The 15,559-nt window shown below is 58.2% G+C and carries 13 protein-coding genes and 1 pseudogene; 8 read left to right on the top strand and 6 right to left on the bottom strand.

Annotation, left to right across the window (positions count from 1 at the left end):
• Positions 1–292: 292 nt before the first annotated feature.
• From GA0061102_RS31585 to GA0061102_RS31575, 3 genes are all read left to right on the top strand, one after another.
• Complete coding sequence (locus GA0061102_RS31585; protein WP_425348586.1) at positions 293–1,210, top strand: LysR family transcriptional regulator; 918 nt, start codon at positions 293–295, stop codon at positions 1,208–1,210.
• Positions 1,211–1,334: 124 nt separating this feature from the next.
• Complete coding sequence (locus GA0061102_RS31580) at positions 1,335–2,573, top strand: pyridoxal phosphate-dependent aminotransferase (protein ID WP_167668105.1); 1,239 nt, start codon at positions 1,335–1,337, stop codon at positions 2,571–2,573.
• On the top strand, positions 2,548–3,420 hold the full coding sequence (locus GA0061102_RS31575) for an isocitrate lyase/phosphoenolpyruvate mutase family protein (RefSeq protein WP_092856485.1): 873 nt from the start codon (positions 2,548–2,550) through the stop codon (positions 3,418–3,420). The genes GA0061102_RS31580 and GA0061102_RS31575 overlap by 26 nt, the downstream gene beginning before the upstream one ends.
• A gap of 406 nt (positions 3,421–3,826) precedes the next feature.
• Here the strand turns inward: GA0061102_RS31575 and GA0061102_RS31570 are convergent, their stop codons facing one another.
• The 5 genes from GA0061102_RS31570 to GA0061102_RS31550 all read right to left on the bottom strand — a co-directional run bounded on the left by GA0061102_RS31570 (position 3,827) and on the right by GA0061102_RS31550 (position 10,524).
• Positions 3,827–5,560, bottom strand: coding sequence for a dipeptide ABC transporter ATP-binding protein (locus GA0061102_RS31570; RefSeq protein WP_245298202.1), 1,734 nt, complete (start codon positions 5,558–5,560; stop codon positions 3,827–3,829).
• Positions 5,557–6,438 (bottom strand): ABC transporter permease, encoded by an 882-nt coding sequence (locus GA0061102_RS33775; protein WP_092856479.1) that lies wholly within the window; start codon positions 6,436–6,438, stop codon positions 5,557–5,559. Before GA0061102_RS33775 ends, GA0061102_RS31570 begins: the two co-directional genes overlap by 4 nt.
• Entirely contained in the window at positions 6,435–7,382 is a 948-nt protein-coding gene (locus GA0061102_RS31560; RefSeq protein WP_245298201.1) for an ABC transporter permease, read from the bottom strand. Before GA0061102_RS31560 ends, GA0061102_RS33775 begins: the two co-directional genes overlap by 4 nt.
• Before the next feature lie 11 nt (positions 7,383–7,393).
• Positions 7,394–9,337, bottom strand: coding sequence for an ABC transporter substrate-binding protein (locus GA0061102_RS31555; RefSeq protein WP_245298200.1), 1,944 nt, complete (start codon positions 9,335–9,337; stop codon positions 7,394–7,396).
• 479 nt (positions 9,338–9,816) lie between these two features.
• Positions 9,817–10,524 carry a GntR family transcriptional regulator gene (locus tag GA0061102_RS31550; RefSeq protein WP_092856475.1) on the bottom strand — a complete coding sequence of 236 codons (708 nt, stop codon included), beginning with the start codon at positions 10,522–10,524 and terminating at the stop codon, positions 9,817–9,819.
• A gap of 57 nt (positions 10,525–10,581) precedes the next feature.
• Between GA0061102_RS31550 and GA0061102_RS31545 the strand changes: the two genes are divergently transcribed.
• From GA0061102_RS31545 to GA0061102_RS31525, 5 genes and pseudogenes are all read left to right on the top strand, one after another.
• A complete protein-coding gene (locus tag GA0061102_RS31545; protein ID WP_159432230.1) occupies positions 10,582–11,862 on the top strand; it encodes a mandelate racemase/muconate lactonizing enzyme family protein in 1,281 nt (426 codons plus the stop codon).
• A gap of 182 nt (positions 11,863–12,044) precedes the next feature.
• On the top strand, positions 12,045–13,295 hold the full coding sequence (locus GA0061102_RS31540; protein WP_092856470.1) for a serine hydrolase domain-containing protein: 1,251 nt from the start codon (positions 12,045–12,047) through the stop codon (positions 13,293–13,295).
• Positions 13,296–13,432: 137 nt separating this feature from the next.
• Positions 13,433–13,576 (top strand): annotated as a pseudogene (locus GA0061102_RS31535) (DUF736 family protein); the annotation flags it as partial.
• A 93-nt stretch (positions 13,577–13,669) separates the two neighbouring features.
• The gene (locus tag GA0061102_RS31530; RefSeq protein ID WP_092856467.1) at positions 13,670–13,864 is read left to right on the top strand and encodes a LuxR family transcriptional regulator; all 195 of its coding nucleotides are present in this window, start codon (positions 13,670–13,672) and stop codon (positions 13,862–13,864) included.
• A 630-nt stretch (positions 13,865–14,494) separates the two neighbouring features.
• Positions 14,495–15,001 (top strand): DUF932 domain-containing protein, encoded by a 507-nt coding sequence (locus GA0061102_RS31525; protein WP_245298199.1) that lies wholly within the window; start codon positions 14,495–14,497, stop codon positions 14,999–15,001.
• Here the strand turns inward: GA0061102_RS31525 and GA0061102_RS31520 are convergent.
• Positions 14,966–15,559: IS6 family transposase (locus GA0061102_RS31520; RefSeq protein WP_139115134.1), on the bottom strand; the 594-nt coding region annotated here is incomplete at its 5' end. The two genes, GA0061102_RS31525 and GA0061102_RS31520, sit on opposite strands and share 36 nt — an antisense overlap.

The following is a 15,559-nucleotide window of genomic DNA, read 5'->3' as shown; positions in this document are numbered from 1 at the left end:
TTGCCGCAACCCGACGGCCCAAGCAGCGTCAGAAACTCACCATCCGCAATCGACAACGACACGCCGTGAAGAACGGAGGTCGCGCCAAAGGATTTCTCAATTTTCTCGATGGTTATGGCTGCCATCGCCTGTTACCTCCTTCAACCTGGCACAGCGGTGGCAAACCTTTGCCCAGAGTCCTTGATGTCGGTGGGGAACATTGACGTTTTTTGTTACATGGCTGTGACAATCATCGAATAATACGATAGCCCCCGCGCGTTTCTGGATGAATCGAAGGCGTATCTAACGGAGAATGATTTTGGCTGGAGCTGACGATATTTCGCTCAATGCGGTGCGTGCCTTCGTGCAGGTGGCGCGCGACAACACTGTCACAAAGGCGTCGAAGACTCTTGGAATTACGCAGAGTTCGGTCAGCCGGCATGTTGCAGTGCTGGAAGAGTATCTGGGCGCCAAGCTGATCGAGCGACGGGGCAGGCAAAGCCAGCTGACAGACTTCGGAAGACTGTTTGCTGACGCCGTCGCCGAGCCGCTCGATACGATCCTGTTCACCGCAAAGCGGATGCGCCGCAATGGTCGCAAGGATGCCAACCGTCTTGTGGTCAGAACCTCGCTTTCCACCTTCGCTTACACAGTGCTGATCCCCAATCTGCGCGAGTTTTCGAAGGAAACGGGTGGCGTTACCGTCGACGTCATCAGCACTTTGACGGCCCCAGCCTCGACCGACAGCTTTGATGTGCTTCTAACCCGCGACATCACGCTGACGGAACCTGGAGACCGTTGGGACATCTATGACGAACAGCTCGTCTGTGTCGGTGCCCCGGACAGTGTCGCCGGTCGTGGACTCAAGGCCCTACGAAATACACCCGTTATTGCCGTGACCTCCCGCCCTGACATTCTGCCGACTTGGCTGCGTGGTATGGACCTGAAAACGTCTGACGTCACGTCCGGCGCGCGCTACGACCACCACTACCTCGCCTTGCCGGCGGTCACGACCGGCAACAGCCTGCTGGTGACGCCGCATATCGTTGTAGCGGAGTTGATCCGGCAGGGCCTTCTGGAAGTGCTTCCAGGCTCACGTGCGCCGAGCGGTATGCAATATCGCGCCTATGCCATCGACCGCGGTTCCAATCCAGATGTGGCACGCGCCTTCTGCCGCTGGCTAACACGGCTCTGCAAGAATATGACCGAGGTAGACACGCGACCCCGATAGCAGAGCGCACCCGCTAATATCGCAAAATACGATCATTTGGTTTGGTTTACGCGATAACCGAGCTGGCCAGATCAGCACTGCGCGATTAGTTCTGGAGCAAATCTAGAGCTTCGAGGAATTTGCCTTGCCACTCATCGCCAAGAGACTACAAGCCGTTCGCCCATCCGAGACCAAGGCCATGACGGCCAAGGCGGCCGCCCTGCGTGAGCAAGGCATAGATGTCATCACGCTGAGCCAAGGCGAGCCGGATTTCGATACGCCAGAGGCCGTCCAGCAGGCCGCCATTGCTGCCATACGTGAAGGCAGGACGCGTTACACTCCGGTGGCCGGCGTCAAACCGCTTCGCGAGGCAATTAGCGACAAGCTCAAACGCGACAACAGCCTCGATTACGATATCGACCAGATCACCGTTGGCTGCGGCGCCAAGCAGGTGGTCTTCAATGCGCTGTTCGCCAGCCTCGATCCGGGCGACGAGGTGATCATCCCGACCCCATGCTGGGTGTCCTATCCCGACATGGTGCGGCTTGCCGGCGGCGAGCCGGTTCTCGTCGCCTGCCACGAGCGTTTCGGCTTCAAACTGAAGCCGCTGGATCTGGAGGCGGCGATCACGCCGCGCATCAAGTGGCTGATGCTGAATTCACCCAACAATCCGACCGGTGCGGTCTATTCGAACGAGGAGCTTGCGGCGCTCGCCGTCGTTCTCCGCCGCCATCCTCAGGTGCACGTGCTTGCCGACGATATCTACGAGAAGCTCGTCTACGGCGAGCGTTTCGCCACGATGGCCGAAGCCGCGCCAGACCTCATCGGCCGGACGCTCACCGTCAACGGCGTCTCGAAATCGAGCGCCATGACCGGATGGCGGCTCGGCTATGGCGCCGGGCCGAAGGATCTGATCAAGGCGATGAACACGATCCAGGGCCAGACCTCGTCCCACACCAGCTCGATTTCGCAATATGCAGCGATCGAGGCGATCGGTGGCAACCAGGACTATCTCGGCGACTTCGTCTCCAGCTTCCGCAAGCGCCGCGATCTCGTGGTCGAAAAGATCAACGAGGCACAAGGACTCAGGTGCCGCACGCCGGACGGCGCCTTCTATGTCTTCGTCAATTGCGGCGGCGTGATGGGCAGGACCACGCCGCAGGGCAAGGTGATCGAGACCGACACGGATTTCGCCATGTATCTTCTCGAGCAATTCGGCGTTGCTGTAGTGCCAGGCAGCGGCTTCATGGCCTCGCCCTATATCCGCATCTCCTACGCCGCGTCAGTCGAGGAATTGCAGCACGCTTGTGGCCGCATTCTTGCCGCCTGCGAAGCCCTTTCCAAAAGTGAGAAGACCTATGAGCAAAGCAAAGCAACTGCGTAATCGCATGGCCGAACGCGGCCTTGTTCACATCATGGCGGCCCATAGTCCGCTGTCGGCAATCCTTGCCGAGGAGGCCGGCTTCGATGGTCTCTGGGCTTCCGGCTTCGAGCTTTCGGCGCTTTATGGGCTTGCCGATATGAGCCTGATTACAATGACACAGCATCTCGACATGCTGCGGGCGATCGCCAGTCAATCGTCTTTACCGATCGTTGCCGATATCGATACGGGTTATGGCAATGCCTTGAACGTCATCCACGCTATGCGCGAATACGAAAAGGCAGGCACTGCCGCAGTCGTCATCGAGGACAAGACCTTCCCGAAGGTCACAAGCCTTGCCGCTGACGGGCGTCAGGAACTGCTGCGTGTCGAGGAGTTCCAGGGCAAGATCCAAGCTGCTGTTTCCACTCGCATCGATCCCAGTTTTCTCGTCATTGCTCGCACTGAAGCCCTAATCGCGGGGCTTGGCGAAGACGAGGCGTTGAAGCGCGGCATGGCCTATGCCGAGGCCGGGGCGGACATGATTTTGATCCACTCGAAACAGAAAGATCCCGCCGAAATCGAAAGCTTCTCGCGTGCCTGGCAGGGACGCGTTCCACTAGCCATCGTTCCGAACGCCTATCCGGACCTCGATGCTAGCCGCATCCGCGCGCTTGGCAACATCGAGATGACCATCTATGGCAATTATGGTATTCGTGCCGCTGCTACGGCGATGCAGACTACCTTCCGCCGCATCATAGCTGATGGTGGCGTGCAGAACGTGCACAAGGACATCGTGCCGGTGGAAGAGATCTTCCGGCTGCAGAAAATGGACCGGGTCAAGGCGGACGAGAATCGGTTCTTGCGATAGTAAGCTGGAAGAGATTAAAGCGCGTCAGCCCGCACGGATGAGGACTGGCACGCGTTTCTCCGCAAGTGCGATTGCAGCAAGACATGCCCGGTGCAATCGATCGCGCGATCGTTTTCGACGAAAAGGGCATGACTGAATTTCCTCGGCTCGAGGTCCTTTATGGTCCCGCGCTATTCTTCATCGTGCTACCAGAGGATCACGCACTTGTCGAAACGGCGACAATCCATTGGCCAGCGCGTCCTGATTAGCCATAATTATCCGGCTCCCGACATTCGAAACATCCTTCTTCGCATCTCCCCGCGCCATCGGATCATTCTGAGATCGTCATGCGCCAATTGAGCCGCGAGAACTTGAACCTCTTTTGACAGGTTGTGTGCTGCGAGACTGTGGCCTCGTGGCAGGCGCTTTAAGCAGCTTTGACGCGCAACTGCGGAACGGCGGCGACCAGTTTCCTGGTATAGGCCTGCTGGGGGCGCAGAAACACATCATCAACTCCGCCGGCTTCGACGGCACCACCATGGTTCATCACGAGGACACGGTCGCTGAGATGATGCACGACTCCGAGGTCATGCGAGATGAAGAGATACGAGACGCCCAGGTGCGCTTTAAGGTCTCCGAGTAGGTCAAGGATCTGCGCCTGGATGGAGACGTCGAGAGCCGATACCGGCTCGTCGCAAACGATGATTTTTGGACGGGGGGCAATCGCCCGAGCGATCGCGACGCGCTGGCGTTGCCCGCCGGAGAGTTCGAGAGGACGTCTGACTTTGAAGGAAGGCGACAATCCCACTTGATCGAGCAATTCGACGATCTGCGCCTGTCGGCTCTCCCTGGGCGTTTCGCCACATCGTTTCTCCAGAGCATCATCGATGATGCGCTCAATCGTCCAGCGCGGATCAAACGAACTGAGCGGATCCTGATAGATCAAGGAAATGTCGGAGCGTCGATGACGGCGTGCCTTTTCATCGATGGATGTCCATGGCGACCCGTCGAGGGTTACTTCGCCTTCGTCTGGCGTTTCGAGCGCGAGCGCCATGCGTGCAACCGTCGTTTTTCCGGATCCCGACTCGCCGACGATGCCGAGCGTTTCTCCCCGGCCGAGGGTGAATGACACATTGTTCACGACGGTCCGCAGGTTACCGTCGGGTCCTCGAAACTTTTTGACGAGGCCTTTCGCCTTGAGAAGTAGCTCATCGGACACACTCGGTTCTCCGATGGGCGATTGGGCGAGCGAACCGACTTTCGTTTCCGGCATGGTCAGGCGGGACGGCGATGCAGACACCAGGCGTTTGCCCCGCGACTTGGCCGACGGGATCGCTTGCAACAGACGCTGGGTGTACTCGTGCTTCGGATCGTTAAAGATTTGTTCGGAAAGGCCACGTTCGATAACCTCACCGTGCCGCATGACGATGACCTCATCGGCCATCTGCGAGACGACCGCAAGATTGTGGCTGATGAGGATCATGGCCTTACCGCGCGCCCGCGTTTCACCCAGCAGATCAAGGATTTGCGCTTGGACGGTGACGTCCAGAGCCGTCGTTGGCTCATCTGCAATTAACAGAGCCGGATCGAGAGCAATCGCGGTTGCGATCAATGCTCTCTGGCGCTGGCCTCCCGACAATTGATGCGGAAGCTGTCGTGCTTTGATCTCCGGTTCCGGGACGCCCACAAGCTTTAGAAGGTCGACTACGTGTTCTCTTAGTTCTTGCCGCGATCCACCCGACCGATGCGCGGTGAACGCCTCGGCGATCTCCTTACCAACCGGTCTCAGCGGATCAAGCGAAACGAGCGCGTCCTGCAGGACGAAGCCGATATGTTTGCCGCGAAAGTTTCGCCATTCTTTGTCGCCTAGGTTGGCGATATTCTTGCCATCGAACGAGAGTCTGTCCGCCTCGACGTGTGAGTTCGGCCCCGTCAGGCCGACGAGCGTGCGTGCCGTAACACTTTTGCCCGAGCCGGACTCGCCGACGATTGCGACGCACCGGCCGTGCTCGACGGTGAACGAAACGCCCTTCACGACAGCTTGTCGGGCGTGTGCCGGCCCGAAGGCGACTTTTAGATTGTCCACTTTAAGCAACGGATTTGCGATTTCATGCTGCGGTGAGTTTGATCGGAACAAAGCTGTGGAATAATTCACATTCATGAGGGGTCGATCCTTCCTTCCAGGCGCTGCTGGACATGCCGCCCGATGATGGTGAGCGAGAGTGCGAAGATTGCGATTGCAAGACCGGGCATGATTTCGAGCCACCAGGCGTAGATCACGTAGTTGCGCCCAGCGTTGAGAAGCGCGCCCCATTCCGGGGCTGGAGGAGCAACACCCAAGCCCAGAAACGAAAGACCTGATGCCCAGATGATTGCCTGTCCTACGCCGAGCGTGAATATCGTCGCAAGCGGGCTGATTGCGTTCGGAAGAATGTGCCTAAACAGGATACGCCGGGGGATGTGGCCCAGCGCCTTTGCTGCCTCAACATAGCCCGTCGCCTTCACGCTCAGAACCTGCGCCCTCACCATGCGGGCATAACCGGGCGCGGTTCCAATCCCGACCGAGATCACCAGTGTCGTCACCGTCGCGCCGAACAACGAGACGAACAGCAGCGCCAGGAAAAGCGTAGGCAGCGAAAAGAGAATATCGAAGAAGCCGCTGAGCACATTGTCGACCCAACCGCCCGACAGTCCCGCAGTCACACCCAGGATGAGCGCGAGGGCCAGGCTCAGCGCGGTCGCGCCGATGCCGATCGAAAGCGACTGGCCCGCCCCTTCGACAATACGGGAGTAAAGGTCTCGCCCCGATTGGTCGGTCCCCAGCCAATGGCTGGTCGATGGTGCTTGCAAGGGCGACAGCAAATCCAGCGCGAACGGGTCATGTGTCTGAAGTAGATGCGGTGCAGTTGCTGCAACGGCAAAGAAAGCAACGACGAAAGTGGCGGCATAGACCGAGACCGGAATGCTGCGCACGACGGTCGCTATCCTGCCACGAGCGAGCGGCCTTGCCTCTGCAGCGGATGTCGTGGTGGAGGTCATGCCACTTTGATCCTTGGGTCGATGATCTGGTAGGCGAGGTCGACAACCAGGCTGACGACGACGAAGAGTGCCGCGGAAACCAGGATCAGCCCCGATACGACGGGGACATCCCGAGAGTTCGTCGCCGCGACGAGAAGAACGCCAAGACCCTGGCGACCAAACACCGCCTCGACCAAGACCGCACCAGAGAGAAGCTTGCCGATCATCCAGCCTGAAAGCGTGATCCCTGGCAACGCGGCGTTCCGCAGCACGTGGCGCAACCGGACGCTCAGATCACTTGAGCCACGCATTCTCGACGAAGTGATGAACGGTTGCTCGAGGACCCGTGTGAATTCGCTCTGAACCGCCTGACCCAGGAAGCCATAGATTTCCAAGGCGAGCGCAAGGGTGGGCAGAACGAGCCCCATGACCGTGTTGCCACCGACGACAGGAAACCACCGAAGCTGGATCGCGAAGACGACGAGCAGGATCGTCGCCAGCCAGTATGGGGGCAAGGTCGCCAGAATTAGCTGTAAGCCGCTGACGGCCCTAGCGCCAACATTGTTGCGTCCCGCGAACAGGACAGTCGTGACGATGGTCAACACCCAAGCGGTCGCCAACGCCGTGAAGGCAAGCGCAATCGTCGGCCCGATCTGTTCCGCGATCAGTTTGGTGACGGGCTGATACTGAAAGTAGGACTGGCCGAGGTCACCGCGCAGGAGACCCCAGATGTATCGTCCGTATTGCATGATGACGGACTGGTCAAAGCCATATTGGGCGTTGATCGCCACGAGCTGCCCAGGCGGGATGTCGCCGACATTGCCGCTTCTTGAGTTGAATATGATCTGGGCGCGCTCTCCGGGCATCAGGAACTGCGTGAAGAACGTGAATGTCGCCGCGGCCCAGACCACGGTCACGCCGGACAGGATCCGGCGCACAAACCAAAAGCTTCGGTTGTTCCTCATCGCCACCGCGCTCATTTCTTGTCAGTGAAATAGGCATCGGAGAAGACGGGCTCTCCCACCGAGCCGCCGTCGAGCCAGATATCTTTGATGTTGTCGGCCGAAGCGAGAGTCACATCCAGAACCGTGTAGCCTAGCGATGGCGCGTTTTCCACGATCCGCCGTTCAGCCTGCTGATAGAGAGCGGTCCGCGACGCCTTATCGGCGGTCTGCTCCGCCTTCTGAATGATGTCCCAAAGAGCCAGATCCTGATAGCGCGATGGATTGAAAGGATTGCGCACCCCATTCAGGTCAGGTTTGTAGGAGATACGATAAATCTCGGCGCCCGGCGCAACCCAATAGAGCGGGAGGACTTCGAAGTCGTTTGGGCCAAGGTTCTTTCCTGCCCAGAAATCGGCTTGGTTCGTCGGCTGAAGTCGGACATCGAAGCCTGCGGCCTTGGCTTGTTGCTGGATGATCTGGAAGACCTGATCACCATCCGGAGGGGAGAAGGCGTTTGTATAGGTGATGCGCACGATAAGTGGTTTGCCATCTTTCAGGCGGATGCCGTTTGCATCGCGCTCAATCCATCCGGCCTCGTCGAGGAGCTTGTTGGCCTTGTCGACGTCATAGGAATAGGACTTGGCCAGATCGCTGACGTATTCAGGCGAACTTTGGCTCAGGGAAAAGTTGCCCTCGTAGGGCAGTGAGCCGAGAAACGCCGCCTGGACCGCAGCATTCCGATCTGAAGCGTAGGCGAACGCCTGCCGAACACGCAAGTCATTAAAGGGCGGCCGTTCCGAGAAAAGCGCGAGCCGAAGCGGTGTACCGCCGGTAATGTGGCGTATTACCTTGAACCGCGAGTTGGCATCCTGCCAGTTTACGGCCGGGATATGATAGACAACGTCGGACTCGCCAGTCAGCAGCGAGCCGTAACGGATCGTCGGATCGGCAAGAAAACGCCATTCTATTCCCTCCACATAAGCGGGCCCCTGATGCTTGGCATGGGCCGGTGCAGAGTTGTAGTTGGGGTTGCGGCGGAAGATCACGTTCTTCCCACGGTTCCATTGTTCCACGATGAAGGCGCCCGAACCGACCGGTTTTTCGCAGTTCGCGGCCTTGCCACGCTTCAGGGCCGTCGGCGACAAGATGCCTTGAGAGGATTGCGCGAAGACATTGAGCAACGGCTCGAAGGGAGTCTTCAATGTCACTTTGAGCGTCAGTGGACTGGTTGCGACGGCAGCTTCGAAGATACCATTAAGATAAGGGCCGGCGGTTTCATTCGCGAGATCCGGATTGTCGCTCAGCCATCCGTTGATGTTATCGGCGATCGCCTGCGCATCCAGCGCCGTGCCGTCTGTGAACGTCACATCCGGCTTGATCTGGAAGGTGTAGGACTTGCGGTCTTTCGAAACATCCCAGGAGGTCGCAAGCCAAGGCAGAATCGTCCCATCTTCAGCCCTGGCGACGAGATTGTCGCTGAACTGGCGCTGCAAGTACCACTGCTGCACCCAGCCGCCGTATAGGCATGGTGGCTCCTGATAATGTGCATAGCGGATGATGCCGCCTTCTCGCGGCTTATCTTCAGCATGGGCTATTCCAACGATCGAGAGAGCGGACATTGCGAACGCAAAGGCTGCTGCTCGAGGTTTGAAACGTTGGTTGCTATTGCTGGGCAGGGACGGCGAATGGAAGACATTGGACGTAGACATGGGGAACTCCGGATTTAAGGAACGAAAATTAAGGCTGCACGGCGAGTTGATCGCGTCTGCCATGCGGGATGCCGGGATGCTTCCGTAAAGTTGGTGCGCAATTCGCGCGATGAGGCCGCGACGCTGCAGGACGGGCATGACGTGATCCATGAGTGGGTGCCGTCTCAGAGAATGTCGGCGGGTATCCTCGGCCATACGCAGGGCAGCATCACCGGTGCTCGCGCCCCGAAAGTTAAGGCAGTGATGGGGAAGGGGCGTGAACGCCATTGCACTCTCCTAGCGACGCATCGACAAATGATAATTGTTAACAATCGCAACAGCTATAAATTTTATAGACATTGTCAAGTCTAATGTTAGCCGGATGCGGGCCATCTTGATTATTATGGCAGCCGGGGCTTACGGGATCGATGTATCGCAGCGGTGATCGCCGGCCGGTGACTCAAGCAGTATGGTGTTTTCCGTGCGGGGAGTTTGTGCTGTGGTAGCCGATCTTGTTCGCCGCCTACGAATGATGATGGGAAGCCGCCTGCTGGGCGAGACTCGGGACTCACTCAATCAGCGCGTCCAGTTTAGACCCGCTGGAGCATACCGAGGCAGGCCTTTAGTGTTGCCAACCTAATCTAAAACCAATCCCGTCGGCGAGCCAGGAGCGCCCGCTGACTTTCTGAAAATTGCCGCTCTCATAACCAAAGGCAAGCGACTGTCGGGTTGCAGCTCTAAGCTTCAGTATGGTTGCTTCGTTGCGCTCACTTTTTCGAAGCGTGTACAGTACCCATTGGCTGCTGGTAACCTGGTGCAAGAAATTCGACGAGCTCGCGGTTGGCGCGCCGGAACAAATCCCGAAAGGCTTGCTCTGCAGCGTCCCCGTCACCGTTCAGGATCGGCTTGATAAGTTCATAATGCCGTTCGATGATTCCACCCTCGACCCCGACGAGATGGTTGGACGAGGCAATGTAAAGCCTCAGTTGATTAGCAATAAGGTCATAGTGGTGGGCGAGGCGCTCGTTGCCCGACAAGCTTACTATCGTCCTATGCAACGCAAGATCAGCCGTCAAAAGATCCTGACTTTCATCACGCGCAGCATCTTCCATAGCACGGAAACTTTTGAGGAGAGTGGCCCTTCCCGCGTCGTCAATTCGATCTGCAGCAAGCCGCCCCGCCAATCCCTCAAGACTCGCGCGCAATGTACCTAGTTCCCAAACGTCGTGTGGCGCCAAAGTAGTTACTTCCCAACCCGCATAGGGTCGTTGCACGACAAGTCCCTCAGAGACCAGCCGCTGCAAGGCGGCGCGAATTGTTCCCCGTGACAGAGCGAACTGCTCAGCTAAGCTAATCTCGGTAAGGCGCGAGCCGGCAGCTATTCGGCCGGATACAAGCGCATCACGCAATCTGTTCGCAGCAACGCGATCCAGGCTTTGTTTCGTCGCCGGTTCAAGATCGGCAATACCACTCATGACATGTTCCACGCGTTCGCTTTTGCAGTTGACATTTTCTATGGAACTAATCAACTAATGTCAATTGTCAACAATCGACATAGGGAATGGAGCCCGTCACTAATTTGTCGACGTGGAGCTATCGCCCAGGCCGGAAAACAGCTTTCTTTCGGCCTACATTCAGTTGGATTACTACGCAGGGAGAATCTTTTGAACGTCGACCGCACTCTCAATCCCCAGAGCTACGTGTCACGAAAGGCTGGCCGCATCGTCAAAGCGGAAGCCATTCTCGTCGCGATTCCATTTCAGAGCGATGCGAAGCCGGTTTGGAATTTTACGGGTGGATCCAAGAATACATTCGATACTATGCTAGTCAGAATCGAGACTGAAAACGGTTTTATCGGCTGGGGCGAAGCATTTTCGCGAACAGAGGATACCGCTCTCAAAAGTCTCATCGAAACCAGGATCTTCCCGTTGATCGTCGGCGAAGATGCGGCTGCGATTTCAAAAATCAAGTTCAAGCTGGAATTCGGCTTGCAAAATTTCGGCCGTGTCGGCCCCATTATGTACGCTATTTCTGCGGTGGACATTGCCTTGTGGGACATCGCAGGCAAGGCAGCCGGATTGTCGCTGGTCGATCTGCTTGGCGGCTCATTCGCGCAGGATGTGAATGTCTATGCCAGTCTGTTGCGCTATGACAGCCCGGAAGGCGTGGCAGCTGCAACCCGTCAAGCGATCGACCGCGGATACCGATTTATCAAGCTCCACGAAGTAAACTACCCGGAGATCGCTGCGGCGTGCCAGGCCGCCGAAGGGCAGGCGGCCGTCATGTTGGACGTGAATTGTCCTTGGTCCGTGGCAGAGGCTCTCGCGATGGATGCCCGTCTGGCGGACCTCGATCTCTTGTGGCTGGAGGAGCCGGTTTGGCCGCCAGAGAATTATCGAGGTCTGGCGCGGATTCGCGCCCAAAAACGGCACCGGATCGCCGCCGGGGAAAATGCTGGATCTCTCCACGATTTCGTTGCGATGATCGATGCCGGGGCAATCGATATCGCCCAGCCTGATGTCGCCAAGACAGGCGGTATCTCGGAACTGCTGAAGATCGCCACACTATGCGAGGCTAATGCCGTGGAATTCGTGCCGCATTGCGCCTTGTTCGGACCGGGGATGATCGCCACCGTCCACATCAACGCGTCAATGCGCACGGTTCCTTTGCTGGAACGGCTCTATTGCGATTTCGAAGCCGAGCTTTTCGGAGGCGCGACTGTCCCGAAGGATGGAAAGCTCGCGGTTCCGACAGGCCCGGGCCTTGGGATCGATCCCGACCTAAATGTGGTCGACCGCTACCGCATAGAATGATCGATGCTTCCTTATTAGTGCGCTGCGGCGCTCCGGCCAAGGTGCATTCCGGTGGGACGCCACGGGTTGATGCGTAAAATGATGAACGATGACGGCATTGGGAGCCTTCGGAGCGGAGGCGGGAAGCGACCGAACGGACTGTCTACGTGCCAGGCACCTCGACGAGTAGTTGGAGCAAGTTAATGAGCAATCTGGAATTGGGCGCGAGCCTCTATTTGGACGGTCGCGCGTCAGACCCGCGTCAGTGGGGCTGGATGGTTGGAGCACCGCCGCCGGCAAACCGGCATGTCAGCTTTGCGGACGGCACTTTCCGCGACTTTCCCCAGAACCGTTGGTCGCTTTCGCACATGCGTGAACTCATGCCGACCGTGAACATCTGGCGAGGCCCGGTTGCGCCTTCGCCGTTCACGCGGGATGATCAATCAATCGAGATCGGCGCCCTGGAGTTTTCCGATGCGGGAGGAAAGATACGGCGTTTCGACGAAGCCCTGTCCGAAACCTATGTCGATGGCATCATGGTGCTGCATCGTGGACGGATCTTGTTTGAACGTTATTTCGGTGCGCTCGAGCCCCATCTTCCGCATTCGACCATGTCGATAACGAAGTCCTATGCAGGCACGCTCGCTACGGCCCTCGTGCACGAGGGCGTGCTCGACGGGGACAAGCTGGTTCCGTATTATATTCCAGAATTGCGTGGAACAGCGTGGGATCAAGCTAAATTGCGCCACGTTATGGATATGCAAACCGGTCTGGCGTTCAGCGAGGATTATACGGACAACCGCTCCGATGGTCAGGCATTTGAGCGTGCGGGCGGCTTGCGAGCATGGCCCATTGGCGAAGCCGGGCCACGGACCATGTGCGACTATCTGCTCACATTCCGACAAAACGGCGCTCACGGCAAAATGTTCGCCTACAAATCCCCAAATGCCGCCGTCATGGCTTGGGTCATGTCCCGCGTTACGGGCCTGTCGCTGGCGCAATTGTTGCAGCAGCGCCTCTGGGGACCACTCTGTTGCGAGGAAAACGGCGAGATGATCGTCGATCCCGACGGGACGCCGATGGCGGGTGGCGGACTCAATGCGAGTCTGCGGGATCTTGCGCGGTTCGGGGAGCTGATGCGGCTCGAAGGGGCGTGGAATGGGCAGCAGTTGATTCCGACCTCCGCCGTGCATGACATACGAGCGGGCGGCGACCGCGAGCGGTTCGACAATGCCTTGTATCCCGGATATTCCTACCGCAGCATGTGGTGGATTACACATGACGAACTAGACGCGTATGAGGCACGGGGGGCTCATGGCCAACTCCTCTACATCGCGCCGAAAGCCGAGATGGTGGTCGCCTGTTATTCGTCCCAGCCAACCGAAATGTACGATTTCTGTGCTGCGATTTTGACGCCGCAGATGTTGGCACTGGGACGAATGTTGCGGGCCTAGGAGCAGGCAAGGAAATTGCCGCTCTCAATGTCGCGGAGCGTGCCGCGGCGCGAGCATGATCTGACAGGAGTATCGTCCCGGAGCTGAAACCGTCAGTGACGCGCCGGCGGAGGATCGATGACAACGTCCGCGAATGTGAGGTCGGCGCAGGCTGGAAGGCGGTCTCCAACGATGGCGAGGAGTACATCTCGGTCAAGCTCGACGACCCGAGCTTCAACGCCCCGATCATCGCAGCCTTGTGGCCGAGCGGGGAAATAGGCGCCGCCTTTCATGCGGACTAGGCATGTCTCTGGGACGGTAGCGGATGCTTGTGGAGTTCCATAATTATGCTTATCTGAGATGTTATAACGTAACTAACTTGGATAATTTGAGGCATGAAGACATTGATGCTTTCGCCACTTGAGAACACCTGCATCCGGTGGATTTCTCGAGGCAGGACCATCGCCGAAATCGCGTTGCTTCAGGGCAAGAAGGTCGCCGATATTGAGAGCTGCATGCAAAGTGCGCTGATCGCGTTGGATGCCAAATCAATTGCGGAGGCGATTCAAAAAATGAACCTTTCCGATTGATCGGAAAGATTGGTACCGACGCGCTTGCCCTTGAAGACGCGGTGGGCCTGGAGCCGCTCCGTGTCGCTTGGACGATTCCGGCAACGACGGCTCGAATTCCCGCGACGAACGCGACGGGAAAAAGGTTTACACCACCTACGCCATCGCCCAACTCTTCACCCGTTTTCGAAAAAAGAGCTCATAGCCATCCGAAAAATACCGTGGTGGTCGCATCCCTGAGCCACCGCCCGTTCCGGCCGGCTACGCTCTATGCCGAGGGCACGGAGCCGGCCTGCGCCCGTCTTCGCCGATCCCGGTAACGATCGCTTGTCCAGCGGCTGCTTGCGCACCCGGGACTGAGGCCCGTGGCGGGCCGCCTTGTTTGTTTCCGCCCCATGACATCGCCGGCCAGGCCGGTCAAGCGGCCCGTGAAGCTGGAAAATCTTCCGCGCCAGTCCGCAAGCGGACCCGAGAAGATCTCCCACCTTCCGCGCCACGCCGCTTGACAGTCCCGTCCGCCGCCGTGGGGCGGGCTTTCGCCCTCCCCCCTTTGTCCGGGGGAATGTCAGAGGCCATTCCCCCGGAAAGACCGGGGAGGCTTCGCCCGAATGGGGCTTTCCCTTCGGGAAACGCAAACCCAGGAGACAGACAATGAGCATCTACACACAGACCGCCCGTTTCGACACCGGACGAGCCCTAGCTGAAAGCGAAATGCGCCGCCTCGCACCGTCGATCTTCGCCGTGACCAGTCATGAGAGCCGGTCCGAGCGTTTCAAACCCATCCCGACTATCGAGGTGTTGCGCGGTCTCAAGAACGAGGGCTTCGTGCCTGTCGGCGCCAAGCAGTCGCACAGCCGTACCGAAGGCAAGGCAGATTTTACAAAGCATCTCATCCGCCTGCGCCGCATCGATGACGGCAAGGTCTACAATGTCGGGGACACGGTTTGTGAAATCTTGCTCAAGAATGCCAATGACGGGACGAGCGCCTATGAGCTTATGGCGGGGCTTTTCCGCGTGCGTTGCCTCAATTCCTTGGTGACACAGACCGGCACCATCGACGCCATCAAGGTGGTTCTGTCGCAAACGGTATCGAGGTCACGGATGTGGAGCATGCACTGGGGCTCAAGCGGCAGTAAGTTCGAATTGCTCGGCGATTGACGGGCGTGGATTGTCGGCGAACCTCGCCTGCCGTTTGCGCATCATGTGGACCATCTCGATACCGGAGAGAATGACTTCAGCGCTTGCCGTCGATTTGAAGCCGAGCATGGACCGGATGCGGCGCTTGATGCGCCGATGGTCCTGCTCGATCCGGTTGTTGAGATATTTGCTCCTGCGGATGCGGATCGAGTTCAGTGAACGCCGCGATCGGTCGCGCAGGCGGTCTTCGGCATCGCTGGAAATGACCGCCTGGTGATTGGTCTGGCTGCCGTCGATGACGATGCAATCCGGCCGGCCGTGACGATCCAACACCCTGCGAAGGAAGCGCTTGGCCGCCGGCAGGTCACGGCTTTCGCTGAAGAGAAACTCGACCGTGTCGCCGAGGCTGTCGATGGCGCGGTAGAGATACATCCATTCGCCGCGGACCTTGATGTATGTCTCGTCCATATGCCACTTGCCAGTAACGCACCGCTTACGACGGTTAAAGCGCTCGAGCAACTGAGGGGAGAAGTGGACGACCCATCGATGGATGGTGGAGTGATCGACACTCAGGCCACG

The sequence above is a fragment of the Martinezella miluonensis genome (assembly GCF_900094545.1).
GTDB lineage: Bacteria > Pseudomonadota > Alphaproteobacteria > Rhizobiales > Rhizobiaceae > Rhizobium > Rhizobium miluonense.
The sequence above is the reverse complement of the archived record's forward strand: the minus strand, read 5'-3'. Positions and strand labels throughout refer to the sequence as shown.